This is a genomic window from Streptomyces sp. NPDC048420 (genome assembly GCF_040651535.1).
Taxonomy (GTDB): domain Bacteria; phylum Actinomycetota; class Actinomycetes; order Streptomycetales; family Streptomycetaceae; genus Streptomyces.
In genome coordinates this window covers 1-22,614 of sequence record NZ_JBEZKG010000051.1, presented here as the reverse complement: position 1 = coordinate 22,614, position 22,614 = coordinate 1, and the positions used below count along the sequence as shown (strand labels likewise).

Below are 22,614 nucleotides of genomic sequence, written 5' to 3'. Positions count from 1 at the left end.
CACCGTCGCTTGCCGCGGCGCCCACCATGAGGAAGGCGCCGGTGAGGCCTGGTGCCGAGATCAGCCGCAGCGCGAGGCGACGTAGCCGTCGCTGCCGGTCAGGACATAGGCGTCCGAGACGAACTCGCCGTTGGCGATGTTGTCCCAGATGTTCGAGGTGCCGTACGGGCCGGCCACCGAGGTTCCCGGCGTCTGGCAGTAGATCGCGACCTGCGCGCCCTCGGGCAGGACGCGGACGATGCCGTACTGCGTGCCGGGGCCGCGGCGGACGTTGAGGCGGTAGCCCGGTGCGACCGAGTAGTAGTGCACGGCCGCGGCCGCGGCGGCTGCCGTCGCGACGCTCTTGCTGCCTTCGACTTCTTCGGCGCGGTCAACAGACATGAAAATCCTCCCCCGTTGGTCCCCATGACTGCCATGGGGTCCCGTTGATTCCCCTGAATCACGCCATGAAACACATGTACGTAACTCGCACGGGGACACTAGCAAGCCGCCTCTGTCCCCTACGAGTCATCGACTAGGCTCCGTGCGTCGCGCGCGCGGACGATCAGCACGGGGGTGGTTCCATGGCGCCACAGGGCAACACCGGAGCGGGCGCGGAAGCGGAACTTCCTGAGTACGCCGGTCACTACCGCCTGGAGTCATGCCTCGGGTCCGGTGGGATGGGTGTCGTGCACGTCGCGCGCAGCACCTCGGGGATGAAGCTCGCGGTGAAGGTCGTACACGCGCAGTTCGCCAGGGATCCCGAGTTCAGAGGGCGTTTCCGGCAGGAGGTGGCGGCGGCGCGGAAGGTCAGCGGGGCGTTCACCGCGTCCGTCGTCGATGCCGATCCCGACGCCGAACGGCCGTGGATGGCCACGCTGTTCATTCCCGGAGCGACCCTCTCCGACGAGGTGAAGCGGAACGGGCCCATGGCGCCTGCCGAGTTGCGCCGGCTGATGGCCGGGCTCGCCGAGGCGTTGCGCGACATCCATCGGGTCGGGGTGGTCCACCGGGATCTCAAGCCGAGCAATGTGCTGCTCGCCGAGGACGGGCCGAAGGTCATCGACTTCGGTATTTCTCGGCCAAAGGACAGTGAACTCCGCACCGAGACGGGGAAGTTGATCGGGACGCCGCCGTTCATGGCTCCGGAGCAGTTCCGGCGGCCGAGGGAGGTGGGCCCGGCGGCCGACATCTTCGCGCTCGGATCGGTGATGGTGCATGCGGCGACCGGGCGTGGGCCGTTCGACTCCGACAGTCCGTATGTCGTCGCCTACCAGGTCGTGCATGACGAGCCGGATCTGACGGGCGTACCGGAGAACCTCGCGCCGCTCATCGTGCGCTGTCTCGCCAAGGAGCCCGAGGACCGGCCGACGCCGGACGAGTTGATGCGGGAACTGCGGTCGGTGGCGGCCTCGTACGACACCCAGGCGTTCATACCGGCGCAGCGCACGGGTGACGTGCCGGATCCCGAGCACGAGGTTCAGGAGCCGGTACGACGGCCCAAGCGACGGCTGCGCCGGAGCGTGCTGTTCGTCGGCGGAGCGCTCGTCCTGGTCGCGGGCGGTGTGTTCGCTTCGGTCCAACTGCTCGGCGACGGACAGTCCGCGGCGAAGAGCACCAGTACGCCGCAGGCCAGGGCGACCGCGTTCCGCGCGTGGACGGCTAAGCCGGAGTCCGGGGGCAAGGGCACGCCTCGGTGCTCCTACGGTGCAGGGAAGCTCTTCTGTGTCCGCGCGGGGTCGGTCTACGCCCTCGACCCGTCCGACGGCAGCCTGCTGTGGCGCCACTCGGCCGATACGGACCGTTGGAGCGTCCCCCCTGCCCTGTCCGGTGGTCTCGTGCAGCCGTTGGCCGACTACGGCACGCACCTGGAGGCGCTCGATCCCACGTCGGGCCGGGCGGGCTGGCAGCGGAACGTGCCGACGTACAACGGCATCTGGTCGGTCGGCGGCATGCTCCTGGTGGCCGGCACGGACGGGACGATGACCGGTGTGGACAGCGCGACCGGCGACACCAAGTGGAGCAAGGAGATACCCGGCCACACCACACCGTCGTTCTTCACGTTCCCCGGAGACCCGCTGCTGTACGTGACGAGCACGTCCGTCGACGAGTCGAGTACGCGGGTCACCGCCATGGACGTGACCACGGGTGACGTGCGGTGGGACGAGCGCCTCGACGGCGCCCTGACGCCGATCGGCTCCGAGGACGGGTCCGTCTTCTTCCTCTCCGTCGACCAGGTTTTCGACTACGCCAAGGCCGTCGTCCGCTACACCCCCGCGTCCGGAGCGACCCGGAAGGTGGCTCTGCCCGTGGCTCGGCAGGGCGCCGAGGCCGCTGTGCACGACGGTGTCGTCTACGTGCTGGCGACAGGCGGATCCCTGGAGGCCATCGACGTCGGCACGGGCAGACAGCTGTGGCACCTGGAGACCTCCCTGAGCCGGGGGTCCGTCCCGGTCTCCGACGGCAGCCATGTCTTCGTCACCGCTTCCGACGGTCGGCTGCTCGCCGTGGACGCGCGCAAGGGAACGCTCGCCGGGCAGACACCGGCACGGCTCGGCGCGAACGCCGGCGATGTGATCGCCAACCTGCCCCGGCCCGTCCTCACCGACAACCACCTCTACGCCACCGCCCCCGACGGCACCGTCTTCGCCGTGGACGCCCGCGACCCCTCCGCCTGGTAGCCCGCCCGCCGGGTGACGCGCCCGCCCGGCAACGCGAAAGGGCCGCCCCCGAAGAGGCGGCCCAAGACGTCGGGGTGTTCAGCCGAGCTTCGACACGTCCCGCACCGCGCCCTTGTCCGCGCTGGTGGCCATCGCCGCGTAGGCCCGCAGTGCCGCCGAGACCTTGCGCTCGCGGTTCTTCGGGGCGTAGACGCCGCCCAGGGCCGCGTCACGACGGGCGAGCTCGGCCTCGTCGACCAGGAGCTCGATCGTGCGGCCCGGGATGTCGATGCGGATGCGGTCGCCGTCCTCGACGAGGGCGATGGTGCCGCCGGCCGCCGCCTCCGGGGAGGCGTGGCCGATGGAGAGGCCGGACGTACCGCCGGAGAAGCGGCCGTCGGTGACCAGGGCGCAGACCTTGCCGAGGCCGCGGCCCTTCAGGTACGAGGTCGGGTAGAGCATCTCCTGCATGCCGGGGCCGCCCTTGGGACCCTCGTAGCGGATGACGACGACGTCGCCCTCCTTGACCTGCTGGGTGAGGATCTTCTGGACGGCCTCCTCCTGCGACTCGCAGACGACCGCCGGGCCCTCGAACGTCCAGATCGACTCGTCGACGCCGGCCGTCTTCACGACACAGCCGTCGACCGCGAGGTTGCCCTTGAGGACCGCCAGGCCGCCGTCCTTGGAGTAGGCGTGCTCGGCCGAGCGGATGCAGCCGTCGGCCGCGTCCTCGTCCAGCGCCTCCCAGCGCTCGGACTGGGAGAAGGCCTCCGCGGAGCGGACGCAGCCCGGGGCCGCGTGCCACAGTTCGACGGCCTTCGGGGACGGGGAGCCGCCGCGGACGTCCCACGTCTTGAGCCAGTCGGCGAGCGAGGGGCTGTGGACCGAGTGGACGTCCTCGTTGAGCAGGCCCGCGCGGTGCAGTTCGCCGAGGAGGGCCGGGATGCCGCCCGCGCGGTGCACGTCCTCCATGTAGTACGTGCGGTTCTTCGCGACGTTGGGGGCGACCTTCGCGAGGCACGGGACCCGGCGCGAGACCTCGTTGATCTCGTCGAGGCCGAAGGGGACGCCCGCCTCCTGGGCCGCCGCCAGCAGGTGCAGGATCGTGTTGGTGGAGCCGCCCATGGCGATGTCCAGCGCCATCGCGTTCTCGAACGCCGCGAAGGTGGCGACGTTGCGCGGCAGGACGGTCTCGTCGTCCTGCTCGTAGTAGCGCCGGGTGATGTCCATCACGGTGTCGGCCGCGTCGACGTACAGCTGCTTGCGGGCCGTGTGCGTGGCGAGAACCGAGCCGTTGCCGGGGAGGGAGAGGCCGATGGCCTCGGTCAGGCAGTTCATCGAGTTGGCGGTGAACATGCCGGAACAGCTGCCGCAGGTCGGACAGGCGTTCTCCTCGATACGGAGCATGTCCGCGTCGGAGATCTTCTCGTTGACGGCCTCGGACATCGCGTCGACCAGGTCGAGGGTGCGGACCGTGCCGTCCACGAGGGTCGCGCGGCCGGACTCCATCGGGCCGCCGGAGACGAAGACCGTGGGGATGTTGAGCCGCAGCGCGGCGTTCAGCATGCCCGGGGTGATCTTGTCGCAGTTGGAGATGCAGATCAGGGCGTCGGCGCAGTGGGCCTCGACCATGTACTCGACCGAGTCCGCGATCAGGTCGCGGGAGGGGAGGGAGTACAGCATGCCGCCGTGGCCCATCGCGATGCCGTCGTCCACGGCGATCGTGTTGAACTCGCGCGGGATGCCGCCGGCCTCGACGATCGCCTCGGAGACGATCCGGCCGACCGGCTGGAGGTGGGTGTGGCCCGGCACGAACTCCGTGAAGGAGTTCGCGACCGCGATGATCGGCTTGCGGCCGATGTCCGCACCGGGTACACCGGAGGCGCGCATAAGGGCGCGTGCGCCCGCCATGTTGCGGCCGTGGGTGACTGTGCGGGACCTCAGCTGGGGCATCGTCGCTCGCTCCTTCAGACAGTTCTGGCTGTTATCGAGCGTACGCCGGTCATCCAGGGACCGGGACAGGGTGTCCGGAATGCGGGACGCCCGTCTCGCAGTCAGGGCCCGGTCAGATGGTTCTGCACCACCGGCGCCACCCGCGCGATGATCTGCTCGACGTCCACCGACGCCAGCGGCTCCACCTTGATCACGTACCGCAGCATGGCCGTGCCCACCAGTTGCGCGGCCGCCAGCTCGGCACGCAGCTCGGCGTCCGGCAGCTCCAGCTGGTCGGCGATGCGGCGCAGCAGCTGGGTGGCGACGAGCCGGCGGAAGACGGTGGCCGCGGTCTCGTTGTTCACGGCGGAGCGGACGACCGCCAGCAGCGGCATGCGCGTCGCCGGGTTCTCCCAGACCCCGAAGATGAAGCGGGTGAACCGCTCCCCGACGTCCTCCAGCGGACCCTCGACGACGGCGTCCCGCGCGCCCAGGGCGGGGGCCGCGGCGACCTCCACGGCCGCCTCGAAGACCTGTTCCTTGGTGCCGAAGTAGTGGTGGACCAGCGCCGAGTCGACCCCGGCGGCCTTGGCGATACCGCGCACTGAGGTCTTCTCGTAGCCCCGCTCGGAGAACTCCTCACGGGCCGCGTCGAGGATCCGGTCGCGGGTGCCGGCCGCGTCCGATTCCGTACGACGGGGTCGGCCGCGCTTCCGGGCGGTGACGTCGCTCACGGCCGGGGAGCCTTCACGGTCGGTCACCGCCGGGGCACCTTCACCGCCGAGGCCAGATGGAGGCGGGTGAAGGCCAGGGCCTCGGCGAGGTCGGCCTCACGTTCGGCGCCGGACATCGCGCGGCGGGTGTTGACCTCGATGACGACATGGCCGTCGAAGCCGCTCAGCGCGAGGCGTTCCAGGAGCTCGGCGCAGGGCTGGTTGCCGCGCCCCGGCACCAGGTGCTCGTCCTTCGCGGAGCCCTTGCCGTCGGCGAGATGGACGTGGCCGAGCCGGTCTCCCATGCGGTCGACCATCTGCATCGCGTCGGTCCGGGAGGTCGCCGCGTGGCTGAGGTCGATGGTGAAGTGCCGGTAGTCGTCCTTGGTGACGTCCCAGTCGGGTGCGTAGGCGAGCATCTCGCGGTCGCGGTAGCGCCAGGGGTACATGTTCTCGACGGCGAACCGGACGTCCGTCTCGTTCGCCATGCGCCAGATCCCGCTGACGAAGTCCCGGGCGTACTGGCGCTGCCAGCGGAACGGCGGGTGCACGACGACGGTGCTCGCCCCGAGCTTCTCGGCGGCCGCCTGGGCGCGCTGGAGCTTGACCCAGGGGTCCGTCGACCACACGCGCTGCGTGATGAGCAGGCAGGGGGCGTGCACGGCGAGGATGGGGATCCCGTGGTAATCGGAGAGACGGCGCAGGGCTTCGATGTCCTGACTGACCGGGTCGGTCCACACCATGACCTCGACGCCGTCGTATCCGAGGCGTGCGGCGATCTCGAAGGCCGTCGCCGTCGACTCCGGGTAGACGGAAGCCGTCGAGAGGGCGACCTTCGCGTCCGGGATCCGTACGACTGGTTCTGCCACGACGGTCAGCCTACGGCTTCCGCCGGAGTGGAACGGGGCGCCTATTCGCCGTTGTGGGGTTTGCCACGGGGCGAGTGCGGCGCCGTTGTGGTTGCTCGCGCCCGCGCGGCGGAGCCGCATATGTCACAGCCCCGCGCCCCTGAAGGCCCTACACGGAACCCATGTGGTCAAGTCTGCGCAGGATTACGCCCTCTCTGAGCGCCCACGGGCAGATTTCCACTTTTTCCACGCCGAACAGATCCATCGCGCCCTCCGCCACCAAGGCGCCCGCCAGGAGCTGGTTCGCCCTGCCCTCCGAGACTCCTGGCAACTCCGCGCGCTGGTCCGTCGTCATGCCCGCCAGTCTCGGGACCCAGGCCTCCAGGGACTCCCGCTTCAGCTCACGCTGGACGTAGAGGCCCTCCGCGGAGCGGGCGGCGCCTGCCAGGCGGGCCAGTTGCTTGAAGGTCTTCGATGTGGCGACCACGTGGTCGGGGGCGCCGAAGCGGGCGAACTCGCCCACCGTGCGGGCGATCTGGGCGCGGACGTGGCGTCGCAGGGCCCTGATGGCGTCCGGTTCCGGGGGGTCGCCGGGGAGCCAGCCCGCGGTGAGGCGGCCCGCGCCGAGCGGGAGGGAGACCGCGGCGTCCGGCTCCTCGTCGATGCCGTACGCGATCTCCAGGGAGCCGCCGCCGATGTCGAGGACCAGGAGCTTGCCCGCCGACCAGCCGAACCAGCGGCGGACGGCGAGGAAGGTGAGGCGGGCCTCCTCGGCGCCGGTGAGGACCTGGAGCTCGACGCCGGTCTCGGCGTGCACGCGCGCGAGGACGTCGTCGGCGTTGCTGGCCTCACGGACGGCGGAGGTGGCGAACGGGAGCAGGTCCTCCACGCCCTTGTCCTCGGCGGCCTGGAGCGCGTCCTTGACGACCGAGACGAGTTTCTCGACACCCTCGGGGCCTATCGCACCGGCCTCGTCGAGGAGTTGGGCAAGGCGCAGTTCCGCCTTGTGCGAGTGCGCGGGCAAGGGGCGTGCGCCGGGGTGCGCATCCACCACCAGGAGGTGCACCGTGTTCGATCCCACGTCGAGGACACCGAGTCTCATGTAGGGAACGCTACTGCCAGCTGCGCGTTCGTCTGTCTCCGGAGGGGCCTCGGGCGACTTACCCTGGACGCGTGCCAAAGACGAAAAAGGTGAAGGACGACAAAGCGGCCACAATTGCCGCCGGTTCTTCGCAGGCGAAGCCACCGAAGCAGTCACGGAAGGCCAGGAAGGCTCTGGCGGCCGACGAGAAGGGGCTCGACTTCGCGCGCGCGTGGGTGGAGTTCCCGGATCCGGCGGACGACGAGCAGGTCTTCCGGTGCGATCTGACATGGCTGACCTCTCGGTGGAACTGCATCTTCGGCAGTGGCTGCCAGGGCATCCAGGCGGGCCGCGCGGACGACGGGTGCTGCACGCTGGGTGCCCACTTCTCCGACGAGGACGACGAGAAGCGGGTCGCCGAGCATGTGGCGCGACTCACTCCGGACATCTGGCAGCACCATGACGAGGGCACGCGGGGCGGCTGGACCTCCGTGGACGAGGACGGCGACCGGCAGACCCGGCCGTTCCAGGGCTCCTGCATCTTCCAGAACCGCCCCGGCTTCGCGGGCGGCGCGGGCTGCTCCCTGCACATCCTCGCCATGAAGGAGGGCCGCGAGCCGCTGGAGACCAAGCCGGACGTCTGCTGGCAGCTTCCGGTGCGGCGGACGTACGACTGGATCGACCGGCCCGACGACACGCGCGTGCTCCAGGTGTCGATCGGCGAGTACGACCGGCGCGGCTGGGGTCCGGGCGGCCACGACCTGCACTGGTGGTGCACGTCGGCGACCTCGGCGCACGGCGCCGGCGATCCGGTGTACGTGTCCTACCGCCCCGAGCTGATCGAGCTGATGGGCAAGGCGGGCTACGACCGTCTCGTCGAGCTGTGCGAGGAGCGTCTGGCCGCGCAGTTGCCGCTGCTGGCACCGCATCCGGCGGATCCGGTCGGCTGAGCGATGTGAGGGGTGGGGTCGAAGAGTCCCGGTGGCGCGGGCCGACAGTGCCCGACCGGTTCTTCTCGCCCCCGGAACACGGACCGGCAAGGGCTGGTCTCACTGCGGGCAGCGGAGCCGTAAGGCGACTCGTGGCCCGGCGTACTTCCGCCTCGGCCCCGCGGTGCCGCAGGAACCGACCGGTCCCGCCCCTCCGCATCGGCTAGGACGACGAGGCCGGGCTCGGGTCGCCGCTGTCCGTCGGCGGGGATGTCGAGCTCGCCGGGGCGGACGGGCTGGGCTCCGTCTGGGTCGGGTTAGGGGCGGGGGACGAGGACGGCGGGGCGGTCGGCGTGGGGTCCGGAGGGGCCGAGGTCGTGGGGTCCGGGCCTGCCGGGGTCGCCGTCGGAGCGGCCGGGGTGCCCGGGGCCGTCGGGGTGGGTGCCGTGCCGTAGCCCTGGATGGTGACGACGGCGCCCGCCGGTGAGATCGCCACGCGCGCGCTCCAGGGGCCCGACGGCTCGCGGAGGTGGTCGACGTACACCTTGATCGTCAACGACTCGCCGGGTTTCAGGGTTCCCGAGGACTGGCTGAGGTACAGCCAGGAGGCTCCCGTGACGGCGGACCAGCGGACCGGGGCGGAGCCGGTCGCGGTGAGGGTGACCAGGGTGGTGTCGCCGTTGTTGTCGGCGGTCACCCCCAGGTGTCCGGCGCCCCTCTTGCCGGCGCCGGCCACGCTGACGACCTCCACGGAGACGTCGGGCCGGCCGTCCTTGGTGAAGCGGGGGCCGGGTTTGACGGACGCGTTGCCGGCGTTCTCGTAGCCGCCGCTCGCCGTCGGGCCGTCCAGGATGTCGGGGCCGTGCGCCTCGCCGGCGCTGGCGGAGTGTCCGTCGGCCCCCTCGGTGGGGCCGCCCCGGTAGGCGGCCCACAGGGCGAGCACGGGAGCGGCGACGACGGTGGCTACCACGGTCGTGGTGACGGCACGCGCGCGGAGACGGTCGCGGCGGGCGGCGCGGTCCTTCGGGTCCATCGGAAAGCCGCGCCGGTCGAAGCGGGGCACGGCGGCGCCACGCGCGCGTGGCGGGTGCGCGAGGGCCATGTGCAGGGCCGCGCGCGGTGCTTCGAGGACCGGGAGCTCGGCGGGTGTGGTCATGGCACCGGGCCAGCGGCCCGGGATCGCGCGCTCGGCGCTGCGGCGGCAGCGCGGGCAGTCGTCGACATGGCGCACGAGCTCGCGGCGCAGGGCGGAGCTGAGCACGAACTGGTTGTCACCGGTGAGCCGCGCCACGCTCGGGCAGTCGCCGGTCTCGACGACGGCGAGGGCCGCGCGCGTGCGCTCGACCTCGCAGGCGGCGGAGGCGAGCAGTTCGCGGGCCCCGGCGAGGGCCATGCCGAGGACGGCGGCGACCTCGTGGGCGGCGAGGTGATGGCGTACGGCGAGTTCGAGTGCCTCACGCTGCTCGGGGGTCGTACCGGCCGCCTCCGGCCAGGCCAGCAGGGCGAGTTCGCGGCGCCGCTCCTCCTGGACCTCCTCGGGGACCGGGGGTTCGGCCGGCTTCTGCGAGGTCCCGTGGCGCCCCGCCGCGTGCGTGGCCTGACGTTTCTGCTTGGCCTCGGCCAGCTTGCGCAGACAGGCCCAGCGGGCCAGCGCGTACAGCCAGGACCTGCGATCGCCGGCCGCGTCCGGCCCGCCGCGCTTCTCGGCGAGCGCGAGGACGTCACCGAGGGCCGCGGTCGCCGTCTCGTGGTCGCACAGTACGGACAGGCAGTAGGTGAACAGGCCGTCCAGATACGGCTCATAGCGCGCGGGCGGCCGCTGCGCCAACGTGCGCGCGGCACCGCGGTCGCGCTCCTCCCGTTGCGCCCGGTGCGCGCCGGTGGTGCGGGTCGAGGTCTCCGGACTGCTGCTCATCATCCGTGGACCGTAGGGGGCGGAAGATGGCCCCTTCCTGCACCTTGAGCAGTTTTACTCCGTACGGGTGAAACGATCCCTCAATAGGGGACAGGAACCTCGGATTCCGTGGCTCGTTCCCGGCGTGACGTGGCCGGTTCCCGTAGCGAGGCGAGGGTCGGGGGTCGGGCGGCGGCCGTGTTGTCAGTGGCGGCGGTTACGGTTCGTGCATGGCTGCCCGTACGAAGTCCGCCAAGGAGCGTCCGTCCTACCGCTGCACCGAGTGCGGCTGGCAGACGGCCAAGTGGCTCGGTCGCTGCCCCGAGTGCCAGGCCTGGGGGACGATCGAGGAGTACGGCGCGCCCGCGGTGCGTACGACGACACCGGGCCGTGTCACCACCTCCGCCGTGCCCATCGGCCAGGTCGACGGCCGCCAGGCCACCGCCCGCTCCACCGGCGTGCCCGAGCTGGACCGGGTGCTCGGCGGCGGTCTCGTGCCCGGCGCGGTGGTGCTCCTCGCGGGCGAGCCCGGCGTCGGCAAGTCCACCCTGCTGCTGGACGTGGCGGCCAAGTCGGCGAGCGACGAGCACCGCACGCTCTATGTCACCGGCGAGGAGTCCGCGAGCCAGGTCCGGCTGCGCGCCGACCGCATCCACGCCCTCGCCGACGACCTGTATCTCGCCGCCGAGACCGACCTGTCCGCCGTGCTCGGACATCTGGACGCGGTGAAGCCGTCGCTGCTGATCCTGGACTCGGTGCAGACGGTGGCCTCCCCCGAGATCGACGGCGCCCCGGGCGGCATGGCCCAGGTGCGCGAGGTGGCCGGGGCGCTGATCCGGGCCTCCAAGGAGCGTGGGATGTCCACCCTCCTGGTGGGCCATGTCACCAAGGACGGCGCGATCGCCGGACCCCGGCTCCTCGAACACCTCGTGGACGTGGTCCTGAGCTTCGAGGGCGACCGGCACGCGCGCCTCCGGCTCGTCCGGGGCGTCAAGAACCGCTACGGCGCCACCGACGAGGTCGGCTGCTTCGAGCTGCACGACGAGGGCATCACGGGCCTCGCCGACCCGAGCGGACTTTTCCTGACACGTCGTGACGAACCGGTCCCCGGCACCTGCCTCACCGTCACCCTGGAGGGCCGCCGCCCCCTGGTCGCCGAAGTCCAGGCGCTCACCGTCGACTCACAGATCCCCTCGCCCCGGCGCACCACCTCGGGCCTGGAGACCTCGCGCGTCTCGATGATGCTCGCCGTCCTGGAGCAGCGCGGGCGGATCAGCGCGCTCGGCAAGCGGGACATCTACTCCGCGACTGTTGGTGGTGTAAAGCTTTCGGAACCTGCGGCGGACCTGGCCGTCGCGCTCGCCCTGGCCTCGGCGGCCAGCGACACCCCGCTGCCCAAGAACCTCGTCGCGATCGGCGAAGTGGGCCTCGCGGGCGAGGTCAGACGGGTCACGGGCGTCCAGCGCAGGCTCTCCGAAGCCCACCGTCTGGGCTTCACGCACGCACTCGTACCGGGCGATCCGGGCAAGGTCCCGCCCGGCATGAAGGTGCTGGAAGTCGCGGACATAGGGGACGCCCTGAGGGTCCTCCCGCGCTCGCGTCGGCGAGAGGCCCCACGGGACGAGGAGGACCGCCGGTAGACTTTGCCCTGGTCTCGCCCGTCCGTACGAACCGAATGTACGACACGGGAGCGTCCAAGACCCCGCGACCGGAGGAGAGCAGTGGCAGCCAACGACCGGGCGGCAGCTCCCGGAAAGTCCGGTGGGAGCGCCGGTTCCGACGGCCTCATGCGCGCCTCCCTGAGCGCCGTGGCCCCCGGCACCGCCCTGCGCGACGGCCTTGAGCGGGTGCTGCGCGGCAACACCGGCGGACTCATCGTGCTCGGCTTCGACAAGACGGTGGAGACGATGTGCACGGGCGGTTTCGTCCTGGATGTCGAGTTCGCGGCCACGCGCCTGCGTGAGCTGTGCAAGCTGGACGGCGGCATCGTGCTCTCGTCCGACCTGTCGAAGATCCTGCGGGCGGGCGTGCAGTTCGTGCCCGACGCCACGATCCCGACGGAGGAGACGGGCACCCGGCACCGCACCGCGGACCGCGTCTCGAAGCAGGTCGGCTTCCCGGTCGTCTCCGTCTCCCAGTCGATGCGCCTCATCGCCCTCTACGTCGACGGCCAGCGCCGCGTCCTGGAGGACTCGGCGGCGATCCTGTCCCGCGCCAACCAGGCCCTCGCGACCCTGGAGCGCTACAAGCTCCGCCTCGACGAGGTCGCCGGCACCCTCTCCGCGCTGGAGATCGAGGACCTGGTGACGGTCCGGGACGTCTCGGCCGTGGCCCAGCGCCTGGAGATGGTCCGCCGGATCGCCACCGAGATCGCCGAGTACGTCGTCGAACTCGGCACCGACGGCCGCCTCCTCGCCCTCCAGCTCGACGAACTGATCGCGGGCGTGGAGCCGGAACGCGAGCTGGTGGTCCGTGACTACGTCCCCGAGCCCACCGCGAAGCGCTCCCGCACGGTCGACGAGGCGCTGTCCGAACTGGACGCCCTGACCCACGCCGAGCTCCTCGAACTCCCCACGGTCGCCCGCGCCCTGGGCTACACCGGCTCCCCCGAGGCGATCGACTCGGGCGTCTCCCCCCGGGGCTTCCGCCTGCTGGCCAAGGTCCCCCGCCTGCCGGGCGCGATCATCGACCGCCTGGTGGAACACTTCGGCGGCCTCCAGAAGCTGCTGGCCGCGAGCGTCGACGACCTCCAGACGGTCGACGGAGTGGGCGAGGCAAGGGCGAGGAGCGTCAGGGAGGGCCTGTCGAGGCTGGCAGAGAGCTCAATCCTGGAACGGTACGTGTAAGCGCCCCTCAGGGGCGCGGGGCTGTATCGATATGCGGCTCCGCCGCGCGGGCGCGAGAAGCCCCACGAAGCCGCAGACGACAACCAACCGCCCGCGGCACCCCCTTAGTCGTTCTCCAGCACGAACGAAGCCTGAGCCGTGGCATAGCCAGGCGCCTTCACCTCAACGAGATACGTCCCCGCCCCCGCAGGCCCCGCGGGCGGCGTCGCACACTGCGGAGCACTCGCCTTGCGGTCCCACTTCACGGTGTACGTGATGCTGCTGTCGGCCGGAGCCCGATAGACCAGGTTCCCCGCGGTCGCGGGACAGTCCGCGGACGACCAGAACGTGTCGTCCTCCCCGGCCTGAGTGATCGTCAACACCGCGTACTTGGGCCCGAGATCGACCTTGCAGTCACTGCCGGAGGAGTTCGTCGCGGTGAGCAGCAACGTGGGCGTCTGCTCCGGGTCATAGGCGTTGCGCTGACTTCGCACGGTCAACTTCACAGCGCTCGCGGTGCAGTTGGGCAAGGTGGTGCCCGCCGGAAGGGTGTCGTCCCGCCCGACTCCGGTACCCGTGCCGGAACCCGCACCGCCCGCACCGCCCGCATCGCCGACACCGTCCGCCCCGGCGGAGCCACCCGACCCGGCGGAACCACCCACGTCGGACCCGTCACCGGAACCGGAACCCGACCCGCCGCCGGTGTCCCCACCGGTCGTCGACTCGTCCCGCCCGCCCGGCGCTTGACTGATCGCGGGCCCCGAACCCGACGGCCCGGGGGAGATCGTCGAGGGTGAGGGATTGTTGCCGTTGGACCCGTCGGCACCGTTCCTGCCGCCCCCGCCGCCGGAGCTGACGATCCACGCGATCAGCAGCGCCAGCACGGCGAGGACGGACAGCATGACGGCCCTCCGTCGCCAGTAGATGGAGGAGGGAAGCGGCCCGACCGGATTGCGCAGAGATCCCACGGCGCAAACTGTACGAGAGATCGGCGAGTTCGCCGCCCTCACCCGCCGCCCGGCGCCACAAGTTTTCCGGATCATCATTCCGGCAACGGTCGTCCCACGCCCCGTCTTTCGTCAGGTGTGACACGTGACGATCGCGCGGTGTGACCGTATCGGTCCGCCGCCTACGGTCCGTGACCGCGGGCTTCAAGGACGCCGGGCGCAACGGCGGCATCACCGACTTCGCAGATGACACCCCCACGTGGGTACAGCACGGCGCCGCGGTATGGACGGAGACCGGAATCCTGCTCTTTGGCGCCCTGTTCGTCGCCGCGTGGTGGCGGGCCCGCCGGAAGACCGCCCACGTGTTCGCGATCGCGGCCCTTGCACCTCTGGCCACGGCTGCGGCGTACGTCTTCAGCGCGCTGCGCAACTCGGCCACCGCGCGGCGGAGGACAGGCGGACGGCGCCGTATGCCCGTACCGGCCCCCGTCGTGGCAGGATCGGAAGGCTATGACTGCGCCCACGAAGCCCCCGCACAGCAGCCCTGCCGACGGCACCTCCGACGCCGTGACCGGCGCCCCGCTCGGAGCGGGCCTGCACTCCCCTGTCATCGACTGGTTCGACGAGCACGCCCGGGATCTGCCGTGGCGGCGGCCCGAGGCCGGGCCGTGGGGGGTGATGGTCAGTGAGTTCATGCTCCAGCAGACGCCCGTCAGCCGGGTGCTGCCGGTCTACGAGCAGTGGCTCGCCCGGTGGCCGCGCCCGGCCGACCTGGCCGCGGAGGCACCCGGTGAGGCCGTGCGCGCCTGGGGCCGGCTCGGGTATCCGCGCCGGGCGCTGCGGCTGCACGGCGCCGCGGTCGCCATAACGGAGCGGCACGGCGGTGACGTACCGACGGATCACGCGCAGTTGCTCGCGCTGCCCGGGATCGGTGAGTACACGGCGGCCGCCGTCGCCTCGTTCGCGTACGGGCAGCGGCACGCCGTACTGGACACCAATGTGCGCCGGGTGTTCGCCCGGGCCGTCACCGGCGTGCAGTACCCGCCGAACGCCACCACCGCCGCCGAACGCAAGCTCGCCCGCGCGCTGCTGCCGGAGGACGAGGAGACCGCGGCACGCTGGGCGGCCGCCTCCATGGAGCTCGGCGCGCTGGTCTGCACCGCCAAGAACGAGACCTGCCTGCGCTGCCCCATCGCCGCCCAGTGCGCCTGGCGGCTCGCGGGCAAGCCGGAGCACGACGGGCCGCCGCGGCGCGGACAGACGTACGCCGGTACCGACCGCCAGGTCCGCGGCAAGCTGCTCGCCGTGCTGCGGGAGGCCCACGCGCCCGTGCCGCAGACCGCGCTCGACCGGGTGTGGCACGAGCCGGTGCAGCGGGCCAGGGCGCTGGACGGTCTGGTCGCGGACGGGCTCGTCGAACCCCTGCCGGGTGGTTTGTATCGGCTGCCGTTGACATAGACCACCCCAGAGCAAACCGGCAAATCCCCTTGAACCGGCGCGAACAACCGCGCCGGTTTACCCCTTTTCGGCTTCCGTTACACAACCGACGGACAGCCGAGTGCCAGCCGCGCGCTGCTCCGCACAGCCCCGTGACAACAGCTCCGTAGCTTCATTGCCATGCCGCACGAAAGGCGGCGAACACGCGATGAGAACCGGCGGGGGACTGCCGGAACGGGGATCAGGAGGCGGTCGACATGGCGCAGGGCGAGGTGCTCGAGTTCGAGGAGTACGTCCGCACCCGGCAGGACGCGCTGCTGCGCAGCGCACGCCGTCTGGTCCCGGACCCGGTCGACGCGCAGGACCTGCTCCAGACGGCGCTCGTCAGGACGTACGGCCGCTGGGAGACCATCGAGGACAAGCGGCTCGCGGACGCCTACCTGCGCCGGGTGATGATCAACACCCGTACGGAGTGGTGGCGGGCGCGGAAGCTGGAGGAGGTCCCGACCGAGCAGCTCCCGGACGCCTCGGTCGACGACTCCACCGAGCAGCACGCGGACCGCGCCCTGCTGATGGACGTCATGAAGGTGCTCGCCCCCAAGCAGCGCAGTGTCGTGGTGCTGCGACACTGGGAGCAGATGTCCACGGAGGAGACGGCCGCCGCCCTCGGCATGTCGGCCGGAACGGTCAAGAGCACGCTGCACCGGGCGCTCGCCCGGCTCCGCGAGGAGCTGGAGGCCCGCGACCTGGACGCACGCGCGCTGGAGCGTGAGGAGCGGGAGCGTTGCGCGGCGGCCTGACCGAACCCGGGCCCACCCGGTCGGACCTCACTCCCGTCCGGGGGATCTTCCAGGCGGCGAGCACGGCGGTGGTCGTGCTCGCCGTCCTCGCCCTGTTCGTCTCCGCCTGCGCCACCGGCGGCACCGGCACCCGCGACGAGGGCCCGGCGCACGCCGTCGCGGAGGCCGGCGGCTCCCCCTCGGCCGCGCCGTCCGCCCTCGCCTCCCCGCGCCTCGACCGCACAGCCGCGGTCGCTCTCCTCAAGTCGGACCCGAAGGTCTCCGACGCGGTCAAGCGCGACCTGAAGCCCTGCGTCGCCGACCAGTACCCGGTCGACCTCTTCTACGGCGACCTGACCGGCGGCTCGGCCGACGACGTCGTCGTCAACGTCGTGACCTGTGCGGATCTGGTGGGCGTCGGATCGTACGTATATCGCGACGAGGGCGGTTCGTACCAGAATGTCTTCCAGACCGAGGAACCTCCGGTCTACGCCGAGATCGACCGCGGCGACCTGGTGGTGACCAAACAGGTCTACGAGAAGGGTGACCCGGTCTCGGACCCGTCCGGCGAGAACGTGATCACATACCGCTGGGCGACGGGGAAGTTCACCGCGATGTACCGGACGCACAGCGACTACAGCAACGTCGTCGGCGCGGATCCGACGCCGGTACCCGACAACTGAACCGATCGGGCCACCCGGAACGATCCCCCAGTGACCGCAACGACACCGACAAAGTGAGAGCACCCGGATGGCAGACCAGACCCACGTGCTGTTCGTCGAGGACGACGACGTCATCCGCGAGGCCACCCAACTCGCCCTGGAGCGGGACGGCTTCGCGGTCACCGCCATGCCCGACGGACTCTCGGGTCTGGACGCGTTCCGCGCGGACCGCCCCGACATCGCCCTGCTGGACGTCATGGTCCCGGGTCTGGACGGGGTCAGTCTGTGCCGCCGTATCCGCGACGAGTCCACCGTGCCGGTGATCATGCTGTCGGCGCGCGCCGACTCGATCGACGTGGTGCTCGGTCTGGAGGCTGGTGCCGACGACTACGTGACCAAGCCCTTCGACGGTGCCGTCCTGGTCGCCCGGATCCGTGCGGTGCTGCGCCGCTTCGGGCACGCGGGCGGGGCCGACCGGGGCGAGGAGGGCGCGAGTGCGGCCGCCGGGGGTGTGCTGACCTTCGGGGAGCTGGAGATCGACACCGAGGGCATGGAGGTGCGCAAGGCCGGGCTGCCGGTGGCGCTCACCCCGACCGAGATGCGGCTGCTCCTCGAGTTCTCCTCCGCGCCGGGCACGGTCCTGTCCCGCGACAAGCTCCTGGAGCGGGTGTGGGACTACGGCTGGGGCGGTGACACCCGGGTCGTCGACGTCCATGTGCAGCGGCTGCGGACGAAGATCGGCCAGGACCGGATCGAGACGGTCCGCGGCTTCGGCTACAAGTTGAAGGCCTGAGCGGGGAGGCCTGAGGTATGCGGGGGATCCTTCGGGGCCCGGTGACGGAGCGCATGGCCGTGCGGACGGGGCTGCGGTGGAAGCTCAGCGCGGCCATCGCGCTGGTCGGCGCGCTCGTGGCGATCGCGCTCAGCCTGGTCGTGCACAACGCGGCGCGCGTCTCGATGCTGGACAACGCGCGCGACCTCGCCGACGAGCGGGTGCTGATCGCCCAGCGCAACTACGAACTGACCGGCCGGCCCAACTTCCCCAACATCGTGGTGGACGACTCCCGGCTGCCGGCCGAGCTGCGCGAGAAGGTCGAGGAGGGCCGCCGGGCGACCTATGTCTCCGACCGGCCCGACCGGGGTCCGGACATCTGGGCGGCCGTCCCGGTCAAGGGCGGTCATGTGCTGTCCCTGCACACCGGGTTCACCGACCGCAGCACCGACATCCTCAACGACCTCGACCAGGCCCTGGTGATCGGCTCCATCGCGGTGGTCCTCGGCGGCAGCGCGCTCGGCGTACTCATCGGCGGTCAGCTGTCACGGCGGCTGCGGAAGGCGGCGGCCGCGGCCAACCAGATGGCCAAGGGCGAGACGGACGTACGGGTGCGGGACGCGATCGGCGGGGTCGTACGGGACGAGACCGACGACCTCGCGAGCGCGGTGGACGCCATGGCGGACGCGCTCCAGCAGCGCCTGGAGGCGGAGCGCCGGGTCACGGCGGACATCGCGCACGAGCTGCGGACGCCGGTGACGGGTCTGCTGACGGCGGCGGAACTACTGCCTCCGGGCCGGCCCACGGAACTGGTCCTGGACCGGGCCAAGGCCATGCGCACGCTGGTCGAGGACGTCCTGGAGGTGGCCCGTCTCGACGGCGCCTCCGAGCGGGCGGAGCTGCAGGACATCCTGCTCGGTGAGTTCGTCGCCCGGCGGGTGGCGGCCAAGGACCCGGAGACAGAGATCCGCGTGGTGCACGAGTCGGAGGTCACTACCGATCCGCGCCGCCTGGAACGCGTCCTGTTCAACCTCCTCGCCAACGCGGCACGCCACGGCAAACCGCCGATCCAGGTCACCGTCGAGGGGCGCGTGATCCGGGTCCGCGACCATGGTCCCGGCTTCCCGGAGGACCTCCTCGCGGACGGTCCCAGCCGCTTCCGTACGGGCAGTGCGGACCGGGCGGGGCACGGGCACGGGCTGGGGCTGACGATCGCGGCCGGTCAGGCGCGGGTGCTGGGGGCGCGGCTGACCTTCCGGAACGTACGGCCCGCCGGGGCGCCGGAGGGGGTGCCCGCGGAGGGGGCGGTGGCGGTGCTGTGGCTGCCGGAGCACGCGCCTACGGCGACGGGGAGCTATCCGATGCTGCCGTAGCCCGGGTGTCCGTCACGCCCAGTCCTTCGAGAAGTCCAGCTCCTCGCTGCGCTGGGTCAGTGAGAACCAGTTGCCGTTGTCGTCACGGAAGATCGCCTCGATGCCGTACGGCCGCTCCTGCGGCTCCTGGATGAACTCCACCCCGCGCGCCCGGAACGTCTCGTAGTCGCCCCGGCAGTCGTCGGTACGGAACGCCCCCGCGCCCATCACGCCCTTGCCGACGAGCTTTTTCAGCGCCTCGGCGGACTCGGGGTCCAGGCCGGGGCCGTCGAGGCTCATCAAGGCCAGCTCGACGCCGTGCTGCTCCTTGGCGCCGACGGTGACCCATGTCATGTCGCCCATCGCGACCTCGCTGCGCACCTCGAAGTCCAGCTTCTCGGTGAAGAAGGCCTTGGTGCGCTGCTGGTCGAAGGTCCATACGGTGGTGATGCCCAGGCCCTGGATCATGGCTGCGTCCTTCTGTCGTCGCTGTCTTCCGGGGGTTTCTCCTCGTCACCGTAGGCAGGGGTGCCCTCGGTCCGCTTCTTCAAAGTTGCGGTGCTGGTGGCGGGCCTGGCTGTGGGGAAGCCGCCGGCCCAGAGCATGGCGTAGCACCCGGGGATCAGAGAGGCGCCGCGGCCCACGTGCTTGCCGCGGTACTCGCTCGGGGTGAGTCCGGTCCGTGACTTGAACCGGGCGGAGAAGGTGCCGAGGCTGCTGAACCCGACCAGGTTGCAGATCTCGGTCACGCTCAGATCGGCCCCGCGCAGCATCTCCTCGGCCCGCTCGATCCGCCGGTGGGTGAGGTACTGCCCGGGCGTCTCGCCGTACGCCTCCTTGAAGGCCCGGATGAAGTGATACCGCGAGTACCCGGCATGTGCGGCGACGGCATCCAGGTCGAGCGCGGGGTCGGCCCAGTCGCGGTCCATGGCGTCCTTGGCGAGCCGCAACTGGCGGGTCTTGTCCATGCAGCCGATGGTGACATGCGGCACTGACATCGCCGCCGGCCATGGAGAAGGCCCCCGGGGCGGACACCGACCGGGGGCCTTCGGTTCAGAAGGGTCGAGATTCAGGAGGGTCGAGGTTCAAGAAGCGTCGACTCAGACCTCGACCAGCGGAGCCGGCGCCGCGTCCTCGGTGGACTTCTGCGGTCCCGCGCCCTTGAGCGGCACCTCCTTGACGAACACCGCCGCCACCAGTGCGAGCACGGCGACGATGGAGCCGAGCAGGAAGGCCGAGTGCGTACCCGCCGAGACCGCGTACTGGTACGCCTCCCGCGCCGCCGCCGGCAGCTTCGCCAGGCTCGCCGCATCCAGCTGCGCGGACTGCTCGGTCACCTTGGAGCCCAGCGCCCCGGCCCGCTCGGACATGACGTCCTGGACCCGGTTGTTGAACAGCGCGCCCATGATGGCGACACCGAAGGAGGAGCCGAGCGTACGGAACAGGGTGGTGGACGAGGACGCGACGCCCATGTCCTTCATCTCCACGCTGTTCTGCGCGACCAGCATGGTGATCTGCATCAGGCAGCCCATGCCGAGACCGACGACGGCCATGAAGACACCGGAGGTGAACCGCGAGGTCCCGGTGTCCATCGTCGACAGCAGGTACAGCCCCACGCCCATCAGGGCACTTCCGACGACCGGGAAGACGTAGTAGCGCCCGGTGTTGGTGGTGACCCGGCCGGCGACCATCGAGGTCACCAGCATCGCGCCGAGCATCGGCAGCAGCAGCAGCCCGGAGTTGGTCGCGGACGCGCCCTGCACCGACTGCTGGTACAGCGGCAGGAAGAGGGTCGCGCCGAACATCACGAAGCCGGTGATGAAGCCGATGAGGGACATCAGGGTGAAGTTGCGGCTGCGGAAGATGTGCAGCGGCATGATCGGCTCGGCGGCCTTGGTCTGCCAGAAGACGAAGCCGATGAGCGAGGCCACGCCGATGCCGATCAGCTCCATGATCCGCGCGGACGTCCAGGCGTACTGCGAGCCGCCCCAGGTGGTCACCAGCACGATGGAGGTGATGCCGACGGTCAGCAGCACGACGCCGAGGTAGTCGATGCCGGCCTTGGCCCGCTTCTTGGGCAGGTGCAGCACCACGGTGATCAGGCCGAGCGCGACGACGCCGAGCGGCAGGTTGATGTAGAAGGACCAGCGCCAGCCCCAGTTGTCGGTGATGGTGCCGCCGACCAGCGGGCCGCCGATCATCGCCAGCGCCATGACGCCGGCCATCATGCCCTGGTACTTGCCGCGCTCCCGGGGCGGGATCAGGTCGCCGATGATCGCCATGACACCGACCATCAGACCGCCGGCGCCGAGGCCCTGCACGGCCCGGAAGCCGATGAGCTGACCCATGTCCTGGGCCATGCCGCTGAGCGCGGACCCGATCAGGAAGATCACGATCGAGGTCATGAAGGTGGCCTTGCGGCCGTACATGTCACCGAGCTTGCCCCAGATCGGGGTGGAGGCCGCGGTGGCGAGGGTGTACGCCGTCACCACCCACGACAGATGCTCGAGCCCGCCGAGCTCGCCGACGATGGTCGGCATCGCGGTGCCCACGATCATGTTGTCGAGCATCGCGAGCATCATGGTGATCATCAGGGCGAGCAGTACGACCCGCACGCTGCGCTGTGGCTTGTCCGGTTCCGTCTCGACTGTCTGTGTGTCCGCCATCGTTCCCACTCCCCTGAGGTGCTGCGGTACTTCCCCCGCCGGGGCACTTACTTGCCGACCGGCTAGTTGTCTACACTGGGGAAGGTAGACGCGTAACTAGCCGGGCGTCAAGTAAGTTTTATGGAAAGCCGAGAAGCACGAGGATGGGCGGCACCATGGACGGCACGAAGCAGCAGCGCCGCGGCAACACCCGCCAGCGCATCCAGGACGTGGCCCTCGGACTCTTCGCCGAGCAGGGGTACGAGAAGACGTCCCTGAGGGAGATCGCCGAGAGCCTGGACGTCACCAAGGCGGCGCTCTACTACCACTTCAAGACCAAGGAAGAGATCCTGGTCAGCATCTTCGACGATCTGACCCAGCCGATTCTCGACCTGATCGAGTGGGGCAGGCTCCAGCCGCACACGCTGGAGACCAAGCAGGAGATCATCCGGCGCTACAGCGAGACGCTGGCCGGCGCGGCTCCGCTGTTCCGCTTCATGCAGGAGAACCAGGCGGCCGTCCGCGAACTGCGCGTCGGCGAGACCTTCAAGGAGCGCATGCAGGGGCTGCGCGAGATCATCGTCGACCCGGAGGCGGACCTGACCGACCAGGTCCGCTGCGTCAGCGCGATCTTCACCCTGCACGCCGGGATGTTCTTCCTCCAGGACCTCGACGCCACCCCGGATTCCAAGCGCAAGGCGGTCCTGGAGGTGGCGACGGACCTGGTGACGCAGGCCCATCAGGGTGGCGCGAAGAGTTAGGTGACGTCCGGACGTCCGGGGCATCGGGTGGGCGCGGGCAGGCGCGGGATTCTTTCCACCCGGGCCGACCCCGGGCCGCGGGAGCTCGGCGGGCGGCAGGGCGGGACAGGGGCCGTGCCGCCCAAGTGCAGCGCGGACGGTTTCCGGCGCCCGCTTCCGACGTGTCACCTTCACGCCCGGCTTCCCACCGGGCGACGGGTCACCTTCACGCCCGGCTTCCCACCGGCCGACGGGTCACCTTCACGCCCGGCTTCCCACCGGGCGACGGGTCACCTTCACGCCCGGCTTCCCACCGGCCGACGGGTCACCTTCACGCCCGGCTTCCCACCGGCCGACGGGTCACCTTCACGCCCGACTTCCCACCGGCCGACGGGTCACCTTCACGCCCGACTTCCCAC

20 protein-coding genes are annotated in these 22,614 nt (G+C 70.9%); 10 read left to right on the top strand and 10 right to left on the bottom strand.

From position 1 onward, the window contains the following. Positions 1-60: 60 nt before the first annotated feature. Complete coding sequence (locus AB0D34_RS45505; RefSeq protein ID WP_362673696.1) at positions 61-381, bottom strand: SH3 domain-containing protein; 321 nt, start codon at positions 379-381, stop codon at positions 61-63. Between the two features lie 182 nt (positions 382-563). Between AB0D34_RS45505 and AB0D34_RS45500 the strand changes: the two genes are divergently transcribed. Then, positions 564-2,660 (top strand): serine/threonine-protein kinase, encoded by a 2,097-nt coding sequence (locus AB0D34_RS45500; protein WP_362673694.1) that lies wholly within the window; start codon positions 564-566, stop codon positions 2,658-2,660. Between the two features lie 78 nt (positions 2,661-2,738). Here the strand turns inward: AB0D34_RS45500 and ilvD are convergent, their stop codons facing one another. The 4 genes from ilvD to AB0D34_RS45480 form a co-directional block, all read right to left on the bottom strand. Further along, positions 2,739-4,592, bottom strand: coding sequence for a dihydroxy-acid dehydratase (gene ilvD / locus AB0D34_RS45495; protein ID WP_362673692.1), 1,854 nt, complete (start codon positions 4,590-4,592; stop codon positions 2,739-2,741). Positions 4,593-4,693: 101 nt separating this feature from the next. Beyond that, the gene (locus AB0D34_RS45490; RefSeq protein ID WP_362673719.1) at positions 4,694-5,305 is read right to left on the bottom strand and encodes a TetR family transcriptional regulator; all 612 of its coding nucleotides are present in this window, start codon (positions 5,303-5,305) and stop codon (positions 4,694-4,696) included. 23 nt (positions 5,306-5,328) lie between these two features. Then, positions 5,329-6,153, bottom strand: coding sequence for a sugar phosphate isomerase/epimerase (locus AB0D34_RS45485; RefSeq protein WP_362673690.1), 825 nt, complete (start codon positions 6,151-6,153; stop codon positions 5,329-5,331). A gap of 148 nt (positions 6,154-6,301) precedes the next feature. Further along, entirely contained in the window at positions 6,302-7,234 is a 933-nt protein-coding gene (locus tag AB0D34_RS45480) for a Ppx/GppA phosphatase family protein (protein ID WP_362673688.1), read from the bottom strand. Positions 7,235-7,347: 113 nt separating this feature from the next. Here AB0D34_RS45480 and AB0D34_RS45475 point away from each other — a divergent pair, with 113 nt between their 5' ends. Next, on the top strand, positions 7,348-8,163 hold the full coding sequence (locus tag AB0D34_RS45475) for a hypothetical protein (RefSeq protein ID WP_362673716.1): 816 nt from the start codon (positions 7,348-7,350) through the stop codon (positions 8,161-8,163). A 202-nt stretch (positions 8,164-8,365) separates the two neighbouring features. Here AB0D34_RS45475 and AB0D34_RS45470 read toward each other — a convergent pair whose 3' ends face one another. After that, positions 8,366-10,060, bottom strand: a complete 1,695-nt coding sequence (locus AB0D34_RS45470; protein WP_362673686.1) for a hypothetical protein — start codon at positions 10,058-10,060, stop codon at positions 8,366-8,368. 206 nt (positions 10,061-10,266) lie between these two features. On the opposite strand from AB0D34_RS45470, the gene radA reads away from it, so the two are divergent. Both radA and disA read left to right on the top strand, forming a co-directional pair. After that, complete coding sequence (gene radA, locus AB0D34_RS45465; RefSeq protein WP_362673684.1) at positions 10,267-11,676, top strand: DNA repair protein RadA; 1,410 nt, start codon at positions 10,267-10,269, stop codon at positions 11,674-11,676. An 81-nt stretch (positions 11,677-11,757) separates the two neighbouring features. After that, positions 11,758-12,882 carry a DNA integrity scanning diadenylate cyclase DisA gene (disA, locus tag AB0D34_RS45460; RefSeq protein WP_053853351.1) on the top strand — a complete coding sequence of 375 codons (1,125 nt, stop codon included), beginning with the start codon at positions 11,758-11,760 and terminating at the stop codon, positions 12,880-12,882. A 104-nt stretch (positions 12,883-12,986) separates the two neighbouring features. Here the strand turns inward: disA and AB0D34_RS45455 are convergent, their stop codons facing one another. Next, positions 12,987-13,829 (bottom strand): hypothetical protein, encoded by an 843-nt coding sequence (locus tag AB0D34_RS45455; RefSeq protein WP_362673681.1) that lies wholly within the window; start codon positions 13,827-13,829, stop codon positions 12,987-12,989. A 489-nt stretch (positions 13,830-14,318) separates the two neighbouring features. On the opposite strand from AB0D34_RS45455, the gene AB0D34_RS45450 reads away from it, so the two are divergent. The 5 genes from AB0D34_RS45450 to cseC all read left to right on the top strand — a co-directional run bounded on the left by AB0D34_RS45450 (position 14,319) and on the right by cseC (position 18,831). Then, positions 14,319-15,266 carry an A/G-specific adenine glycosylase gene (locus AB0D34_RS45450; RefSeq protein ID WP_362673679.1) on the top strand — a complete coding sequence of 316 codons (948 nt, stop codon included), beginning with the start codon at positions 14,319-14,321 and terminating at the stop codon, positions 15,264-15,266. Positions 15,267-15,502: 236 nt separating this feature from the next. Beyond that, a complete protein-coding gene (locus tag AB0D34_RS45445) occupies positions 15,503-16,045 on the top strand; it encodes a SigE family RNA polymerase sigma factor (RefSeq protein ID WP_020122536.1) in 543 nt (180 codons plus the stop codon). Then, positions 16,030-16,707 carry a hypothetical protein gene (locus AB0D34_RS45440; protein ID WP_362673677.1) on the top strand — a complete coding sequence of 226 codons (678 nt, stop codon included), beginning with the start codon at positions 16,030-16,032 and terminating at the stop codon, positions 16,705-16,707. The genes AB0D34_RS45445 and AB0D34_RS45440 overlap by 16 nt, the downstream gene beginning before the upstream one ends. Before the next feature lie 67 nt (positions 16,708-16,774). Further along, the gene (cseB, locus tag AB0D34_RS45435) at positions 16,775-17,479 is read left to right on the top strand and encodes a two-component system response regulator CseB (RefSeq protein WP_362673675.1); all 705 of its coding nucleotides are present in this window, start codon (positions 16,775-16,777) and stop codon (positions 17,477-17,479) included. Positions 17,480-17,496: 17 nt separating this feature from the next. Beyond that, positions 17,497-18,831, top strand: a complete 1,335-nt coding sequence (gene cseC / locus AB0D34_RS45430) for a two-component system sensor histidine kinase CseC (protein ID WP_362673673.1) — start codon at positions 17,497-17,499, stop codon at positions 18,829-18,831. 12 nt (positions 18,832-18,843) lie between these two features. Here the strand turns inward: cseC and AB0D34_RS45425 are convergent, their stop codons facing one another. From AB0D34_RS45425 to AB0D34_RS45415, 3 genes are all read right to left on the bottom strand, one after another. Next, positions 18,844-19,278 carry a VOC family protein gene (locus AB0D34_RS45425; RefSeq protein WP_362673670.1) on the bottom strand — a complete coding sequence of 145 codons (435 nt, stop codon included), beginning with the start codon at positions 19,276-19,278 and terminating at the stop codon, positions 18,844-18,846. Then, on the bottom strand, positions 19,275-19,778 hold the full coding sequence (locus AB0D34_RS45420; RefSeq protein ID WP_362673667.1) for a helix-turn-helix transcriptional regulator: 504 nt from the start codon (positions 19,776-19,778) through the stop codon (positions 19,275-19,277). The genes AB0D34_RS45425 and AB0D34_RS45420 overlap by 4 nt, the downstream gene beginning before the upstream one ends. Before the next feature lie 132 nt (positions 19,779-19,910). Then, positions 19,911-21,476 (bottom strand): MDR family MFS transporter, encoded by a 1,566-nt coding sequence (locus AB0D34_RS45415; RefSeq protein ID WP_362673664.1) that lies wholly within the window; start codon positions 21,474-21,476, stop codon positions 19,911-19,913. A 143-nt stretch (positions 21,477-21,619) separates the two neighbouring features. On the opposite strand from AB0D34_RS45415, the gene AB0D34_RS45410 reads away from it, so the two are divergent. Beyond that, positions 21,620-22,216, top strand: a complete 597-nt coding sequence (locus AB0D34_RS45410) for a TetR/AcrR family transcriptional regulator (RefSeq protein ID WP_362673663.1) — start codon at positions 21,620-21,622, stop codon at positions 22,214-22,216. Positions 22,217-22,614: the final 398 nt, after the last annotated feature.

Excerpts from the sequence above, each read along its gene's own strand:
- AB0D34_RS45505 (WP_362673696.1), bottom strand. The coding sequence starts at position 381 with ATGTCTGTTGACCGCGCCGAAGAAGTCGAAGGCAGCAAGAGCGTCGCG.
- AB0D34_RS45500 (WP_362673694.1), top strand. The coding sequence starts at position 564 with ATGGCGCCACAGGGCAACACCGGAGCGGGCGCGGAAGCGGAACTTCCT.
- ilvD (WP_362673692.1), bottom strand. The coding sequence starts at position 4,592 with ATGCCCCAGCTGAGGTCCCGCACAGTCACCCACGGCCGCAACATGGCG.
- AB0D34_RS45480 (WP_362673688.1), bottom strand. The coding sequence starts at position 7,234 with ATGAGACTCGGTGTCCTCGACGTGGGATCGAACACGGTGCACCTCCTG.
- AB0D34_RS45470 (WP_362673686.1), bottom strand. The coding sequence starts at position 10,060 with ATGATGAGCAGCAGTCCGGAGACCTCGACCCGCACCACCGGCGCGCAC.
- radA (WP_362673684.1), top strand. The coding sequence starts at position 10,267 with ATGGCTGCCCGTACGAAGTCCGCCAAGGAGCGTCCGTCCTACCGCTGC.
- AB0D34_RS45450 (WP_362673679.1), top strand. The coding sequence starts at position 14,319 with ATGACTGCGCCCACGAAGCCCCCGCACAGCAGCCCTGCCGACGGCACC.
- AB0D34_RS45445 (WP_020122536.1), top strand. The coding sequence starts at position 15,503 with ATGGCGCAGGGCGAGGTGCTCGAGTTCGAGGAGTACGTCCGCACCCGG.
- cseB (WP_362673675.1), top strand. The coding sequence starts at position 16,775 with ATGGCAGACCAGACCCACGTGCTGTTCGTCGAGGACGACGACGTCATC.
- cseC (WP_362673673.1), top strand. The coding sequence starts at position 17,497 with ATGCGGGGGATCCTTCGGGGCCCGGTGACGGAGCGCATGGCCGTGCGG.
- AB0D34_RS45425 (WP_362673670.1), bottom strand. The coding sequence starts at position 19,278 with ATGATCCAGGGCCTGGGCATCACCACCGTATGGACCTTCGACCAGCAG.
- AB0D34_RS45420 (WP_362673667.1), bottom strand. The coding sequence starts at position 19,778 with ATGGACAAGACCCGCCAGTTGCGGCTCGCCAAGGACGCCATGGACCGC.
- AB0D34_RS45415 (WP_362673664.1), bottom strand. The coding sequence starts at position 21,476 with ATGGCGGACACACAGACAGTCGAGACGGAACCGGACAAGCCACAGCGC.
- AB0D34_RS45410 (WP_362673663.1), top strand. The coding sequence starts at position 21,620 with ATGGGCGGCACCATGGACGGCACGAAGCAGCAGCGCCGCGGCAACACC.